At 48.4% G+C, this 15,416-nt stretch carries 13 protein-coding genes and 2 pseudogenes; 10 read left to right on the forward strand and 5 right to left on the reverse strand.

The window, feature by feature from the left end:
- The first annotated feature begins 21 nt into the window (after positions 1-21).
- The 7 genes and pseudogenes from NYR52_RS05130 (at position 22) to NYR52_RS05150 (ending at position 6,345) form a co-directional block, all read left to right on the forward strand.
- The gene (locus tag NYR52_RS05130; protein ID WP_106342022.1) at positions 22-456 is read left to right on the forward strand and encodes an NUDIX hydrolase; all 435 of its coding nucleotides are present in this window, start codon (positions 22-24) and stop codon (positions 454-456) included.
- A 200-nt stretch (positions 457-656) separates the two neighbouring features.
- Positions 657-1,497: pseudogene (locus NYR52_RS05135) on the forward strand (IS5 family transposase).
- Between the two features lie 49 nt (positions 1,498-1,546).
- Positions 1,547-1,759 (forward strand): annotated as a pseudogene (locus NYR52_RS16720) (deoxynucleoside kinase); the annotation flags it as partial.
- 77 nt (positions 1,760-1,836) lie between these two features.
- The gene (locus tag NYR52_RS16725) at positions 1,837-2,049 is read left to right on the forward strand and encodes a deoxynucleoside kinase (protein ID WP_375163177.1); all 213 of its coding nucleotides are present in this window, start codon (positions 1,837-1,839) and stop codon (positions 2,047-2,049) included.
- 404 nt (positions 2,050-2,453) lie between these two features.
- Entirely contained in the window at positions 2,454-2,942 is a 489-nt protein-coding gene (locus NYR52_RS05140) for a hypothetical protein (RefSeq protein ID WP_132219906.1), read from the forward strand.
- Between the two features lie 160 nt (positions 2,943-3,102).
- The gene (gene sleB / locus NYR52_RS05145; protein WP_132219907.1) at positions 3,103-3,891 is read left to right on the forward strand and encodes a spore cortex-lytic enzyme; all 789 of its coding nucleotides are present in this window, start codon (positions 3,103-3,105) and stop codon (positions 3,889-3,891) included.
- Positions 3,892-3,984: 93 nt separating this feature from the next.
- Positions 3,985-6,345: an endonuclease MutS2 gene (locus tag NYR52_RS05150; RefSeq protein WP_259436437.1), complete on the forward strand. Its 2,361-nt coding sequence runs from the start codon at positions 3,985-3,987 to the stop codon at positions 6,343-6,345.
- 158 nt (positions 6,346-6,503) lie between these two features.
- Here the strand turns inward: NYR52_RS05150 and NYR52_RS05155 are convergent, their stop codons facing one another.
- From NYR52_RS05155 to NYR52_RS05170, 4 genes are all read right to left on the reverse strand, one after another.
- Positions 6,504-7,631, reverse strand: a complete 1,128-nt coding sequence (locus tag NYR52_RS05155) for a S8 family peptidase (protein ID WP_375163178.1) — start codon at positions 7,629-7,631, stop codon at positions 6,504-6,506.
- A gap of 165 nt (positions 7,632-7,796) precedes the next feature.
- Positions 7,797-8,960, reverse strand: a complete 1,164-nt coding sequence (locus tag NYR52_RS05160) for a S8 family peptidase (RefSeq protein WP_259436439.1) — start codon at positions 8,958-8,960, stop codon at positions 7,797-7,799.
- A gap of 88 nt (positions 8,961-9,048) precedes the next feature.
- Positions 9,049-10,212, reverse strand: a complete 1,164-nt coding sequence (locus NYR52_RS05165; protein WP_259436439.1) for a S8 family peptidase — start codon at positions 10,210-10,212, stop codon at positions 9,049-9,051.
- A gap of 728 nt (positions 10,213-10,940) precedes the next feature.
- On the reverse strand, positions 10,941-11,135 hold the full coding sequence (locus tag NYR52_RS05170) for a hypothetical protein (protein WP_022735890.1): 195 nt from the start codon (positions 11,133-11,135) through the stop codon (positions 10,941-10,943).
- A gap of 309 nt (positions 11,136-11,444) precedes the next feature.
- On the opposite strand from NYR52_RS05170, the gene NYR52_RS05175 reads away from it, so the two are divergent.
- Both NYR52_RS05175 and NYR52_RS05180 read left to right on the forward strand, forming a co-directional pair.
- Positions 11,445-12,449: an aromatic acid exporter family protein gene (locus NYR52_RS05175; RefSeq protein ID WP_259436440.1), complete on the forward strand. Its 1,005-nt coding sequence runs from the start codon at positions 11,445-11,447 to the stop codon at positions 12,447-12,449.
- 289 nt (positions 12,450-12,738) lie between these two features.
- Positions 12,739-13,353 (forward strand): hypothetical protein, encoded by a 615-nt coding sequence (locus NYR52_RS05180; protein ID WP_132219911.1) that lies wholly within the window; start codon positions 12,739-12,741, stop codon positions 13,351-13,353.
- Between the two features lie 123 nt (positions 13,354-13,476).
- Here NYR52_RS05180 and NYR52_RS05185 read toward each other — a convergent pair whose 3' ends face one another.
- Positions 13,477-13,716: a hypothetical protein gene (locus NYR52_RS05185; RefSeq protein WP_132219912.1), complete on the reverse strand. Its 240-nt coding sequence runs from the start codon at positions 13,714-13,716 to the stop codon at positions 13,477-13,479.
- 357 nt (positions 13,717-14,073) lie between these two features.
- Between NYR52_RS05185 and NYR52_RS05190 the strand changes: the two genes are divergently transcribed.
- Positions 14,074-15,264 carry an MFS transporter gene (locus tag NYR52_RS05190; RefSeq protein WP_158283203.1) on the forward strand — a complete coding sequence of 397 codons (1,191 nt, stop codon included), beginning with the start codon at positions 14,074-14,076 and terminating at the stop codon, positions 15,262-15,264.
- Positions 15,265-15,416 lie beyond the last annotated feature (152 nt).

Here is a 15,416-nt window from a genome sequence, read left to right on the forward strand (position 1 = left end):
CTAATAAAGGAGTTGTGCAATATGCCAAAAAAACGTTTTACTGCTCCAGTAACGATTCATCTCTTTTTTGTACAAGATAATAAAATCCTCTTGCTCCGCCGCTACAATACCGGATACGAGGATGGGAATTATTCTGTAGTTGCGGGGCATTTGGATGGTGGGGAGACCGTCAAACAAGCGGCAGTTAGGGAAGCAAAAGAGGAAGCCGGAGTTCAGTTGAAAGAAGACGACGTGGAAATCGTTGGGGTCATGCACAGAAAAGCAGGTGATGAGCGGGTAGACTTCTTCGCGGTCGTTAAAAACTGGGAAGGAGAGATTCAAAATCTGGAGCCCCACAAATGCGATGATCTACGGTTTTTCCCGTTGAATGAACTTCCTACAAATATCATTCCCTATATTCTTCGGGCGATCGACAACTATAAAGAAGGAAGATGGTTTGATAGTTACGGTTGGTAGGGGATCAGAAAAGGGAGCTCTCAGCGAAAGCCTGTTGGGGGTTCCTTTTCTAAAAAGAGAGGTAGACTCATATGATTTGTTTTGGCGGAATGTTTGGTATCGGAAAGACGACTTATGCTCAAATATTAGGGCGTGTCTGGTGAATCCATCATGATTTCCTGTTAGAATGTTCATAACAACAAAAGCAAGGAGACATCATGATGAGACGGCGTTATGAGATTACAGATGAGGCTTGGGAAAAGATCGAGCCTTTATTGCCTTCGAATGGGAAACGAGGCGGACAGTGGAAAGACCACCGAACCATTTTGAACGGAATCCTGTGGAAGTTTGGGACGGGAGCTCCCTGGCGGGATCTGCCTGCACGTTATGGTTCTTGGAAAACTTGCTACTATCGTTTTACACGTTGGCAAAAGGATGGGACGTGGGATCGCTTGCTTAAGCATGTTCAGACTTACTCCCACGCCGTTTCCGATGTCGATTGGGTTGTTTTCGTTGACAGCACGATTGTCCGAGCTCATCAGCACGCCGCAGGCGCGCCGAAAAAAGGGGGACCCTCGCTTCCAGAATGAGGCACTCGGACGAAGCCGCGGAGGTCTGACGACCAAAATCCATCTTGCTTGTGACGGAAAAGGTCGACCGCTTGCTTTTACAATCACTCCCGGTCAACAGCATGACTGTACCCAATTACAAGCATTACTCGATTCCATTTCCGTTCCCTGTTAGGGAAAAGGAAGGCCTCGCAAGAGGCCGGATCATCTGATTGCCGATCGCGGCTACAGTTATCCGTCTTGTCGTCGATTTCTTCAAAAACGTGGGATTTCCCATACCATCCCCGAACGCAGAGATCAGACGGAGCGTCGGGCCAAAAAGCCGGGGCGTCCTCTGACCTTCAACAAAGAACAATATTCACGCCGAAACGTGATTGGACGCTGTATTAACCGCCTGAAGCAATGGCGTGGCTTCGCCACTCGTTATGAAAAACGGGCGGTTTATTTTTGTGCCGCCATTACCTTGATTTCCTTGATCATGTGGCTCAATTAATCATTCACCAGACACGCCCTAATCATTCACCAGACACGCCCTAGGCGAATATTTAGGTAGTAAGGTCATATTTGAATCGGTGAATGATAATCCTATTCTCAGTTTGTTCTATCAAGACCCTTATAGGTACGGATTTTTACTTCAAATTTATTTTCTTGCTGCCCGATTGAGAAACATCAAGGAAGCTAAAAAACATCCTCTCAATATATTGGATAGAAGTATTTACGAAGACGCACTTATTTGTCAAGTTATTTATGAATGAGGTCAAGTAAGCCGAGAAGAGAAACATACCTATGACAAGCTCTTTGCTGAGGTTTTAGATGATGTTGAAGGCATGTATTGAAACGAATAAAAAAGCGTGGTCGCAGTTTTGAACAATTCGAAGACAATATTGATTATTTTAGACTACTTCACTCCCGATATGATGAATGGGTCTTTAACCATTACCATTATTCTGAAATATTAGTCATCGATGCAGACAAATATGACATAGTTAACGAGTCGGATAAGCAGATTGTATTAAAAATAATAGGAATAAAATTAAGGATTTAGGGGTATAAGAGGTTTTTTAAATAATGTCTCTTTTTTACCAGATGGTGCGCTTAATCAAACGACTATCTGGGAAGAGGGGATATAATTGAAAAAGACAAAACCGAAAATCACGTTAATCAGCGTCGGAGAGCCAAATCCACTAATCATCGCTGAAGCATATCGAGACCTATTAAATTAATTGTTGGACAAAACATATTTAAAAATAAGAGGACAGTCAAAGCGACTGTCCCCTTTTTATCTGTAAATGATTTCGATTGTAACATCTTCCTCCGGTCTCGTAAGAAGAGGATGGGATATAACCTGGGTATTTGAAGATGCCGCTGCTAGTGAGCCTCTAAAACAGGAGCTTATTAAAAGCGGCATAAAAATCAAATTTGAAAATTCAAGAAAAGTAGGTGTTGATTATGTCAAGACAGGAGTTTTTTTCTTCAAGAGATGAATTTGAGGAATGGCTTTTTTTTCAATCGGATGCAGTTGAAAACTTTATTGATGAGTTTCGTCACTTAAAATTGGACTATTCTCCAGAATCACTACTTAGACTGGAAAAATGGATTTTAGATCGGCATTCATCTCCCCAAACTTTAGTGAAAAATGAAAAGGCAGCAGTACTTGATGGTATGCTTCGATATGTTGGGCAAGTTTATGTGAAGCAGTTGAAATGGATATGGGATGTAGAACTGAACGATAAGAATTATGTTTTTTACAGTATGCCTTTGGTAAAGCAGAGAGACGATCACGACAATATCTATGCTGAGTCTCCGTGGTCACTTCTTTTGGCTAGTGTAGATCGTAGGCAGGGAGAGTATATGTATCGTATGTTTATGAACATGAAAGAGGATATGGAAGAAAAAAGTTTTTGTAAAAAAGAAAAGATTAACTTTATTAAAGATTGAACGTAGGTATATCATTGCTGATGGCTTGGGTGTAGGTGCTTATAGTTGGCGGAGTTGAAAAAAAGCTGGCTAAGTGAATTTTCCACCACAGGAATGAATCGGCGCCTGGTTCGGCATAATAACGAAAAATACCAACCTGGGAAAGGGTTGTTGTTTGCTTATGAAACGCCGAACCATATATCGAATTCTTCTCAGCGTGCTAGCGATGGCGCTCATGTTGTCTAGCGGGGCGACTTCATTGTCCGCGATGGCTGCACCGCCAGACGAAACTGCGGTGCCCGCTTTCGGACCGGGTGTGCTAAAGCCGGGAGCTAAGGGTAAAGATGTCAATGAATTGCAAGGCCGTTTGAAGTTGTTGGGATTTTACACGGGTCCGATTGACGGCGTGTTCACCCATCGCACTTATTTGGCTGTGCGGTTGTTTCAGTACCGCTTTGGTTTAAAAGTGGACGGGTCGGTCGGACCCAAAACGAAACTGATGTTATGGAAAGCGACGAAGCATTGGACCCCGTCCATGACGGAACCCAAAAAACAAATCGCCAAAAAAGCGGCACCAACTACTGGAACCAAGCTTCCGCGTTCTTCTAACGGCTTTAGCCAAAACGATTTAAAATTGTTGGCGCAGGCCGTTTATGCCGAAGGGCGTGGTGAACCGTATGTGGGTCAAGTGGCCATCGCGTCGGTGATTCTTAATCGGATTGAGAGCGACAAGTTTCCTGATACCGTATCTGGAATTATCTTCCAACCATTGGCATTTGAAGCGGTTGCTGATGGCCAGATTTGGATGGAGCCCGATGAGACGGCCAAAAAAGCGGTGATGGATGCGGTGAATGGATGGGATCCATCAGGAGGTGCGTTGTATTATTTCAATCCGGCTCGCGCGACTTCCAAATGGATTTGGAGCCGCCCTCAAATCAAGACCATCGGCAAACACATTTTCTGTCGATAAAGTCAGGCATCGAGCCTTTCCGGGGCTCGATGTTTCCTTTTGTTTGAACATGTTATAATGGTAGAGGATTTTATCGATAGAGGAGTTGTCGGCGTGGAACAGTGGACGCTGAAATCATTGGAGTTTCATCGAGTGAAAGAAATCGTCAAAGAACAAGCGGCGACGTTTTTAGGAAAAGAAAAAATAGATCAATTGGCGCCGTCCGCTGACCGCGACATGGTGGAGCAGTGGCTCGCTGAAACGCGGGAAGGGATGGATCTGTTGCGCCTCAAAGGAGATGTCCCCTTTGGCGGCATTCGCGACATTCGCGCCTCCATTCGCCGAGCCAAGGTGGGCGGCATGTTGAATGAAGCGGAGTGCTTGGATATCGCCACGACCATATCAGGCGGTCGCAAGGTGAAGTCCCACTTGCGCCAACTTGAAGTGGAGACGGCGCCTTTGCCGCGGTTGCGTGAACTGACTGAACAAATAGAAAGTCTAGACCAGCTGGAAGCGGAGATCTTGGCTTGTATTGATGAACATGCGGTAGTCAAAGATCAAGCCAGCCCAGAGTTGCGTCGCATTCGACAGCAAATGGACGGTGTTCGACAACAAATCCAGCAAACACTGAATCAGATGTTGCGCAGTTCCCATTACACCAAAATGATGCAAGAGCCGTTGATCACGCAACGGTTCGACCGCTATGTGATTCCCGTCAAACAGGAGTACCGGGGACAGTTTGGCGGCATTGTGCATGATCAGTCCTCTTCGGGAGCCACTTTGTTCATTGAACCGGAAGCCGTTGTGCAATTGGGAAACCGATTGCGCGAGTTGGAGATGGCCGAGCAGAAGGAAGTAGAGCGAATTCTGAGCCTGCTTACATCCAAAGTCGCAGAAGTGGCGGAAGAGCTGAGCCAGAATATCGAACGGCTGGGAGTGCTTGACTTTATCGTGGCCCGCTCCCGTTATGGTTACCTTGTTAAAGGGGTGTGCCCAAAGATTGCCGAAGATCGGGTGCTGGTGTTGAAACAAGCGCGGCATCCGCTCATTCCCAGCGAAGAAGTGGTGCCAATCCATGTGGAGATGGGAAAACATTATCAAGCCATCATTATTACGGGGCCGAACACCGGCGGGAAAACGGTCACTCTCAAAACTGTCGGTTTGCTGGCATTGATGACGCAATCGGGCCTGCCGATCCCCGCTCAGGAAGAAAGCGTGATGCCGATATTCAGCGGCGTGTTCGCCGACATCGGGGACGAGCAGAGCATCGAACAAAGCTTGAGTACATTTTCCGGTCATCTGACCAATATCATTGGCATTTTGCAGAAACTAGATGAGTCGAGTCTGGTTCTGTTCGACGAACTGGGGGCGGGGACTGACCCCACCGAAGGGGCAGCCTTAGCCATGGCTATTTTGGAACATGTGATTGAGCGCGGTTCCATGGTGGTGGCGACCACTCACTACAGTGAATTGAAGCTGTTTGCTCACACGCATCCGCAGGCGATTAATGCCAGCGTGGAATTTGATGTGGAAACCTTACGGCCCACCTATCGCCTCTTGATCGGCGTGCCGGGGCGGAGCAACGCCTTTGCCATATCGACCCGACTCGGATTGCCGGCACCGATTATTGACTTGGCGAAACGGCACATTTCCAGCGAGGAGAACAAGTTGGAAGAAATGATCACCAGCTTGACCAATGAGCGCAAATGGGCTGAGGAAGAGCGCAAACAAGCGGAAGCGTTGCGCAATGAAGCGGAAGCATTGTATGAAGACTTACGGCAACAGATGGATCAATGGGAAGAAGAAAAGGCACGGCTCAAGGAAAAAGCGCGCCAAGAAGCGATTGAGGCTGTGGCCAAGGCGAAAACGGAAGCGGAAGACGTGCTGAAAGAGTTGCGGGAGTGGGCGAAGTTGCGTCCGCAGGATATCAAGGAACACGAATTGATTGAGCTAAAAAAACGATTGGACGCTTCCATTCCCGAAGCGGCGTTGCCTAAGAAAAAGGCCTCCCGTCCGCCCAAGCCGCAACAGATCCAAGTGGGGGATGAAGTGCTCGTTTTGACCGTCAACCAAAAGGGCACCGTCGTGGAGGATCTGGGTCAGAACGAGTACCAAGTGCAGATCGGTTTTTTGAAAATGAAAGTGCATCGTGATCAACTGGAGAAACAAGCGGCGCCGAAACAAAAACCAAAAGCGAAAAGCCATGCGACGGTGAAGCGGTCAACGGCTGATGTCAAACCGGAATTGGATTTGCGGGGCAAATTGGTGGAAGAGGCGTTGATGGAGATTGATCAATATCTGGACAAAGCGATTCTATCGGGTTACAAACAAATCTCTTTGATCCACGGTAAAGGTACTGGCGCTTTGCGCACAGGAGTGCAAGAATTCTTGCGCCGGCACCGGGCAGTGAAGACTTTCCGTCTGGGAGCCCACGGTGAAGGTGGATCGGGAGTAACAGTTGTTGAGTTGCGTTAGAAACGAGGTTGGTTGCGACGGAGGGACGATATGAAGTATTTACCGCCAATATTGGGCACAGTGGCCCTGCTTTTCTTTCTGGTGGGAGTTATTTGGTTCATCATCAACGCTTAAAATGGGGAAAGCCCGGCGATCATGGAGTGATCGCCGGGCTTTTTTCAGGGGCAATTGATGCGCAGCCGGCCAAAGGAATGTCCTGCGACGGGGGCCGGACATTGGTCTTCAATGGTGTGGCGGATCTGGGAGTTGGTCTTGCCAAGGCTTGCCAGGTAGGCCGCAGTTCCGCTGACAAACGCGGTGGAGAGGGATACGCCGGACATCGTTTGGTAGGTGTTGCCAAGGTAAGTAGTGATGATATTTAGTCCAGGAGCGCCGATGTCAATCCAATTTCCGTATGAGGAGAAGGAGCATTTGTTGTCGTTTGGATCGGTGCAGGCAACGGCGATCACATTGGGATAGTAAGCCGGATAGGAGGGAGACGTGTTGGCGGAACTGCCTGCCGCGGCGACGAGAACAGCGCCTTTGTTCCAAGCGTAATTCACCGCATTTTCTAAGACGGAACTACTGGTGGACCCGCCCAAGCTGAGGTTGATCACCCGTGCCCCTTGATCTGCGGCATACGTGATTCCACTGGCGATATCGGCGAACGTGCCACTTCCGCTGTTGTTCAGTACACGAATGGCCAAGATTTGCGCCGTGTTGGTCGTTCCTGCAATGCCGATGGCGTTATTGATTTTGGCTGCAGCGATTCCGGCGACAGCGGTGCCGTGACCGTTTTCATCTTGCGAGATGCTGTCATCATCGACAAAGTCCCAGCCCTGTATGACTTTTCCACTGAGGTCTGGGTGGTCGGATTGAACGCCGGTATCAATCACTGCCAGTTTCACCGCGTTTGCGGTTCCCTCAAATGGGCCACCGATCTTTTGCAAGCCCCACTGTTGCGGATAGAGGGGATCATTGGGAACAGCCAGGGCTTGTGCGAGGTAATTGGGCTCTACGTATTCCACATATGGCGATTGTTGGTACCGTTTCATCATGTCGGGAACCGATGTGCCTTGAAATTGGATGACTTCAAACCCTAACTGGGCGTTTTTCTCCAGCACGACAGCCCCGTGTTGTTGATGGAAGTTTGCCTTTGCTTTCATGGTCAAGTTGGGTTTGAATTTGACTATCAATTGGCCGGGTGCGTAGGGCGGAGAAGCGGCTTGCGCGGGGGAGGGAACCGGCCATGCCAGAGCCAACAGGATGACGAAAATAATCATTGCGCATTTTCTCAAGATGGTCACCTCTTGACAAAAGGTCGGGAAAAGCGTGAGGCTCCTGTATCCTCACTTCATAGGGCCGGTGCGGGATGGTTTCAGATTGATCATCGTGCCGAAATCCCAGAAGGAAAGCTGGATGCATGCGGAAAGCTGACCACACCCAGTTGGGTATGGTCAGCGGTTGGTAGTTCAGTATTGAACAGCTTTGTAAGCGTTGACACGTCCTTTGGCCCAGTAGGTGCCAGTGCCGCTGATTTTGTCGGCGGTGTTTTCAATGGCGGCGCGGATATTGGAAGCGCTACGGCCTTGGGAAGCCAAGAGTCCAGCCACACCAGCTACGTGAGGAGTAGCCATGGAGGTACCGCTCAAGGAAGCGTAGGTGCTGGTCGGGTAGGTGGAATAGATGCTGGAACCAGGAGCAGCTACATCTACCCAGGAACCGTAAGTGGAGAAGGAGGATTTGTTGTCATTTTGGTCAGTGGAAGCTACCGCGATGGCGTTGGAATAGTAAGCGGGATAGTTAGGAGCGGTGTTGCCGGCGTTACCAGCCGCGGCCACGACAACGGAACCTTTGTTCCAAGCGTAGTTGACAGCTTGTTGCAGACCGGAGTTACCAACGGTGCCGCCCAAGCTCAAGCTGATGACTTTAGCGCCTTGGTCTGCAGCATAGGTGATACCGTTGGCGACAGCAGTCCAGGTGCCGCTACCGCTGTTGTCCAGCACGCGCACAGCGAGGATTGACGCTTTCGGAGCAGTACCAGCGATCCCGGTGCTGTTGTTGGTCACTGCTGCGGCGATACCAGCGCAGTGTGTACCGTGGCCGTTGCCATCTTGCGGAGTGGAGTCGTTGTCAACGAAGTCCCAACCGCCCACTACTTTACCGGCCAAGTCGGGATGGTTGGATTGCACCCCGGTGTCGACGATGGCGATTTTCACGCCGGAGCCTTCAGCGATGTCCCATGCTTGCGGCGCTTGGATTTTTTGTGGGCCGTATTGGCGGGAGCTGAAGTAAGGATCGTTAGGTGTGTAGGTAGCGTGGAGATAGTAGTTGGGTTCAGCATATTCCACGTTGGGGTCTTTTTTCAGCTTTTCGATGGTCGCTTCCACAGAGCCTTTCACTTTGACCACTTCAAAGCCGAGCTTGTTGTTTTTTTCCATGACTGTACCGTTGGCTTTGGCGCGGGCAGATTTGACGGCGCTGGCCGAAGCATTGTCTTTGTATTTCACCACGACTTGCCCTGGAGCATAGAGTTTACCCGCTTGGCTATCTACTTCCTCAGCGAAAATGGCGGAAGGAAGAGCGGCGCTTGCCATCAAAACGAAGGAAGCGATGAGGGAAACGCGTTTCTTCATGGTAAACGTCCTCCTTGTGTGTTAAGCTTTAATAGTGAGACTTTTCTTTTTTTGTTGGCCACACCATGCGCTTGGTGTGGCCGTTTTTTTAGTACTGAACAGCTTTGTAAGCGTTGACGCGCCCTTTGGCCCAGTAGGTGCCAGTGCCGCTGATTTTGTCGGCGGTGTTTTCAATGGCGGCGCGGATATTGGAAGCGCTACGGCCTTGGGAAGCCAAGAGTCCAGCCACACCAGCTACGTGAGGAGTAGCCATGGAGGTACCGCTCAAGGAAGCGTAGGTGCTGGTCGGGTAGGTGGAATAGATGCTGGAACCAGGAGCAGCTACATCTACCCAGGAACCGTAAGTGGAGAAGGAGGATTTGTTGTCATTTTGGTCAGTGGAAGCTACCGCGATGGCGTTGGAATAGTAAGCGGGATAGTTAGGAGCGGTGTTGCCGGCGTTACCAGCCGCGGCCACGACAACGGAACCTTTGTTCCAAGCGTAGTTGACAGCTTGTTGCAGACCGGAGTTACCAACGGTGCCGCCCAAGCTCAAGCTGATGACTTTAGCGCCTTGGTCTGCAGCATAGGTGATACCGTTGGCGACAGCAGTCCAGGTGCCGCTACCGCTGTTGTCCAGCACGCGCACAGCGAGGATTGACGCTTTCGGAGCAGTACCAGCGATCCCGGTGCTGTTGTTGGTCACTGCTGCGGCGATACCAGCGCAGTGTGTACCGTGGCCGTTGCCATCTTGCGGAGTGGAGTCGTTGTCAACGAAGTCCCAACCGCCCACTACTTTACCGGCCAAGTCGGGATGGTTGGATTGCACCCCGGTGTCGACGATGGCGATTTTCACGCCGGAGCCTTCAGCGATGTCCCATGCTTGCGGCGCTTGGATTTTTTGTGGGCCGTATTGGCGGGAGCTGAAGTAAGGATCGTTAGGTGTGTAGGTAGCGTGGAGATAGTAGTTGGGTTCAGCATATTCCACGTTGGGGTCTTTTTTCAGCTTTTCGATGGTCGCTTCCACAGAGCCTTTCACTTTGACCACTTCAAAGCCGAGCTTGTTGTTTTTTTCCATGACTGTACCGTTGGCTTTGGCGCGGGCAGATTTGACGGCGCTGGCCGAAGCATTGTCTTTGTATTTCACCACGACTTGCCCTGGAGCATAGAGTTTACCCGCTTGGCTATCTACTTCCTCAGCGAAAATGGCGGAAGGCAGGGCGGCGCTTGCCATCAAAACGAAGGAAGCGATGAGGGAAACGCGTTTCTTCACGAAAAAATCCTCCTTTTGATTTGTGGATTTGATTGGTTGGGTAAGTGGTTCTGATGCAAAAGAACATGATTTGCGTCAGCACAATGCACCTGTTGTCATGAGTCAAGCGATGCCTGTCAGTGATCCGTCCCCCGGCGAGGAGACTCGACGCGCTAGCAGGTAGAAATTAGCAGAATATACGGAAATATATGATTCATCAGTTATTTTCGGAGGTGAGTACATGGCATGAGTCAAAACGCGGGGCGGACATAACACTTCGACGGGATGTGGTGGGAATACAAATTTCTAACACGCCTCCCTGCCGTTGGGTAGATGTTGTACTGTGGAAGGACAATTGTCATGTAAGGCAAAGATCATTATAAACCAAGGGTTGGATGAGGTGGCTGCTCGTGTAGGAATGGCACAGGCGGGAGTGCTTTTTTTTCCAGCCTCCTTTCAGTTTGTTATATTATCTTTTCGTGAACAAATTAAGTTTTCCTTCTTTAATCGATAAAAAAATAAATAAATTTATTACCGATAATAAATGGAATTATATATATTCAACTTAGAAGATGTGGAATGATATGGGAAATATTTGCATTGGCATATGCTGAAGCAATGTAAATCGGGAAAGCAGATACGTATGATAAGAATTTAAAAAGCATAACAAAAGCTCTTGTGCGCGACTGGTCATTCTTGGTTATAAATGGCGCGTTCGGCGCAAAGAAAAAAGGCCTTATCAGGCCCCGCTACGATTGGTCGATGTGAAATTTCCCCATCTCTTTGCGCAATTGGGTTAAATAATCCGCCGTTTCCTGTTTTTTTGCTGGATGGTAGCGGTGGGGATGTTCGGAGATTTCACGCAAGAGTTGCTCAGCTCTGCGGTAGCTGGCTTGCAACAGCCGATAATAAGAGATTTTAGCCGGTGTGGTTGTTGTGTTCATGTTGACCACTCCTTGCGAAATGATCCAGACAATTCAAATAATATCAAATCATTGGCGATGATGGAATATGACGGTGTCCGTTTCTAAAGGCTGTTCATGAAACAGATGAAAAAAGGAGGGACTTGGATTACAGAAATTATTCTGTTGTATTATAATGGTTACATAACTGGGATCGTCTGATCAATCAAGTTGGCTTATATGAAGGCGGTGAAAAACGCTTTTTTTAATGAGCGCCAACAAATGAGAAATCGGTGTGAGTGACACCGGGTATGTTTATCAGACATTCCTTAAAAGAAAAAGTGAGGCAATATGAAGATCGGTTATCGTACGGTGAAGACGGCTATTGGGACGGGTTTATCTTTAGCCATCGCCCAATGGCTTGGTTTGCAATTTTATAGTTCGGCTGCTGTGATTACTATCTTATGCATTAAAACGACGAAGAAAAAATCTTACCAAACCGCATGGGAGAGAGTACTCGCTTGTGTGTTGGGATTGGTCTTGGCCATACTGGTCTTTGAACTGCTCGGATACCATGCTTGGGGGTTAACCATCCTGATGCTATTGTTGATCCCCCTCTGCGTCAAGCTGAAAGCAACGGACGGCATTACGACGGCGACCGTGGTCATTTTGCATCTGTATATCCTGAAAGAGGTGTCCCTCCCCATTGTTATTAACGAGGGGCTACTTATTGTTATCGGGATCGGGATGGCGGTGCTGGCCAATATGCATATGCCGAGCAGCGAAAAGAAGTTGAAAGAGATTCAACAGCAGATCGAAGCCAACTTCAAGGCCATTTTGCGCGAACTGGCCGCTTATTTGCGCGATAAGGATCAACAATGGGACGGCAAAGAGATCACGGAGACGGCCCAGTTGTTGAAAGAGGCTAAGGCGTTGGCTCTGCGTGACATAGAAAATGTGGCTCCTTACGACTGCGCGTATTATTACCGCTACTTTGAAATGCGAGAGCGGCAGTTTGAAATTCTGGAACGAATCGCGCCCAGTGTTTCCTCATTGGATCATTGTTGTCAGGAGAGCCTTATCGTCGGCGAATTCTTGGATCGCTTGGCCGGCGCGGTTCATCCGGGCAATACCGCATCGCATTATTTGGAGGAATTGGAGCAGATCAGTCGTCGTTTTAAAGAGTCGGCTTTGCCGCAAACGCTTGAGGAATTTGAGACGCGCGCAGCGGTGTATCACTTTATCGGTGAAATGAAGCGCTATTTGAAAATTAAAAGGGACTTATGGATTAAGCAGAAGCAGAAGGAAGAGACCAAAAAGAACAAATTCAATTGGAAAAAAGAGGGATGTTTGTAATCCGTGCCGGGAGGGAAATGGGGATTCGACCGCCAAAGTGAGCCCCTATTCTTCCCGGTGTTTTATGTTTTTAAGAATAAATCATATAATACCGCACGAAATGTTTTTGGAAGATATGAAATTTACTATATAATGGGATGGGGGAGATGGGATTTCTTTAGCGTAGTAAAAGGCGCTTGGCGGGCATTTGTGCCGCGTTTTGCGGTGCGATGTTACTGGGGTGTGTCTGGCAAATCAACTTCCTTTGCCACCGCTAGGATGAAAACTTTGTAGGAAGCGGGATGATGAAATGATTATTAAACAGTTGGGAGCACAACATATTAGTAAAGCAAGCATTTTACTTACCCATTCTTTTATTAAAAATGAACCGATGGCTGCTTTCTTGCAGATTCCCGAGGATGCATTTTACCGTTATTGTTATTTAACATTGGTTAAAGCTGTGGAACAACAAATGTCTTTTGTGGCGATGGAAGGAGAGCATTTGGCTGCCGTCGTTCTTGGTCGAAAAGCGACGGTGCCTTTTCTTAATAAAGAGGAAACCAAGAAAGTGTGTCCGGAACTGGATCCGATCATTACCTTATTTGAAGAAATAGAGAAAAAAGCTGCTTCTTGTCTCGGTCCTGATACTCTTGTGTTGGAAATGGGGGCCAGTCATAGCGATTTTACTGGGCAAGGATTGGTACAACAATTGGAGAAACGCGTTGTTGAACAAGGCCAATCACAAGGGTATAACAAAGTGGCGATGATATGCACCAATGAAGCTTCCAAGCATATTTTTCGAAAGTTATTTCCGGCCACGGTGGCTGGCGGGATCAGTTATAAAGAATTTGTTTATCAAGGACAAGCTGTTTTTTCGGGAATAGAGCAAGACACAACGTGTGAATTGCTGTTTGCAAAAATTTGATGATGTTCAAAAGTGATGGGGCGAAATGAAAAGCCATCTTCCCTATACAAACCGTTTTCCCTTAGGGGGAAGCGGTTTTTGTGTGGAGTAAGCAGTGAAATGCTGAGAGAGTCAAGGGATTGCTCACTCTTCTCCCCTGGGTTCGCGCCGAGCGTGGAAATGGATCTGGATGGCTTTTTTTTCGGTTTCACTCGGGGGAATTGTGGAGATGGAGAGGGTTGTGGAATCCAGCTGTTCTTCTTCCATATCTTCTCGTTCAAAAAAATGGTTCATGAAAATCCATTCCGGCTGAATCATGCCCATTGCCACTTGCGTATAGGGAAGAAATCTTGGATGGGTTGGGATTTTTTCTTCTTTTGTCAAAGAAAACACCTCCGTATGCCTATAATCAAGTATATGCTTGTGCGAGCTTGCCCCATGTGAAAGAAAGCGTTTTTTTGCCGCATTTTTCTTATTGAGTTTGTTTCGGATTGCGAAATATAATAACTAACGTGTGCAGGTCAGAGTCGTGACGGATAAAGTGTCCAAAGGCTTCGCATCTGGTAAAGGTCATTTTTACGTTATTTGCTAGATACACTCCAATGGAATTGGCTGCAAACGTTTTTCTCATACGTCCAGTTCCTGTGGCAAGCATGGGAAAAACGTTTGCAGCCAGTTGGCGTGCGCGAAACACACGCAAGTAAATACGGACAGATGGGGGATATGGGAGGAACGATACGGATGAGATTGTGGACAAAAGATTTTATCTTGATTTGTCTGGCAAACTTTTTCTTGTTTGGCGGATTTTTTGTGTTGTTGTCAACCTTGCCGGTATATGCCGTAGATGAATTGCACGCACAGGAACAGCAAGTGGGTTTGGTAATTGGCATATTCACGATGGCTTCTGTTCTGATGCGGCCTTACGGTGGATTGCTGGTCGATCAGTTGGATAGAAAAACTATTCTGGTGTGGACGATCGGATTGTATTTGGCCTCGACGATCGGGTATTTTGCGGCCATGAGCTTTCTCTTGCTGTTGGTGATCCGCTTGTTGCACGGCGGGGCGTTTGGCATGGCTACCACTGCTTTGGGTGCGGCGGTGAATGATATCATTCCGCCAGCCAAGCGCGGAGAAGGGCTGGGTTACTTTGGAACATCCAACATGCTGGCGATGGTTGTCGGGCCGGCGTTTGGACTCTGGGTGGTTCAATCCCTGTCATATACCTGGCTCTTTCTGCTTTGCGGCTTATTTGTATTGATCAGCCTGTTGTTAATCATGCAGGTGAAGTTTCCTAAAAAAGCCAATCCCGCTCCGTCTATGCGCATCCGTCTTACGGATTGGGGAAAGATGATTGAGCGCAAAGCGTTTTCCTACTCAATGCCGATTATTGGTTTTGCCATGGTGTTTGGGGGCATTGTGTCGTTTATTTCGCTGTATGCAGCTGAATTGGGAGACAAAGATATGGCTGGCGGCTTTTATTTTTTCTATGCGCTGGCCTTGGTCATCGCCCGATTGTTGTCGGGGCGCCTGTTTGACCGTAAAGGGCCGGATTCTGTCGTGTATCCCAGCATCGCTTGTTATGTTATCGGGTTGATCTGCATGGCGATGGCGGAAGATCAGGCACTTTTTTACACAGCGGGGGCGTTTATCGGCGCTGGCTATGGAAGCATTCAGCCCTGCTTGCAGGCCATGGTTATCTCAAAGGTGACAGCGGCAAGACGCGGTGCGGCCACGGCAACGTTTTTCATCGCCGCTGACGTCGGAATTGGCGTAGGCTCTTTCTTGTTGGGGATGATCGCCGCTTGGTTAGGTTACCGAGGGATGTTTTTGTTCGCGCTGTTCTTTGTCGCCGCTTCTGCACTGTTGTATTGGAAGGCGCGGCGGGCGGAAACGGGCACTGGTCACCCGGATGTGACGCGTTTAAGCGCGTAATCGAAAAGTGAAGGAAGATGATTAAGGGATGGTTTTTGGTGCGATATGCGGCCAGGAATCATCCTTTTTTGATAATTGGCATGTGTGATTTCCCCGGAAATACCTGAGGGAAACGGCAGATGCATAAGAGTGCCTAAGTGGTTCTGTCACAA

It is taken from the genome of Laceyella sacchari, assembly GCF_024927925.1.
Lineage (GTDB): Bacteria > Bacillota > Bacilli > Thermoactinomycetales > Thermoactinomycetaceae > Laceyella > Laceyella sacchari.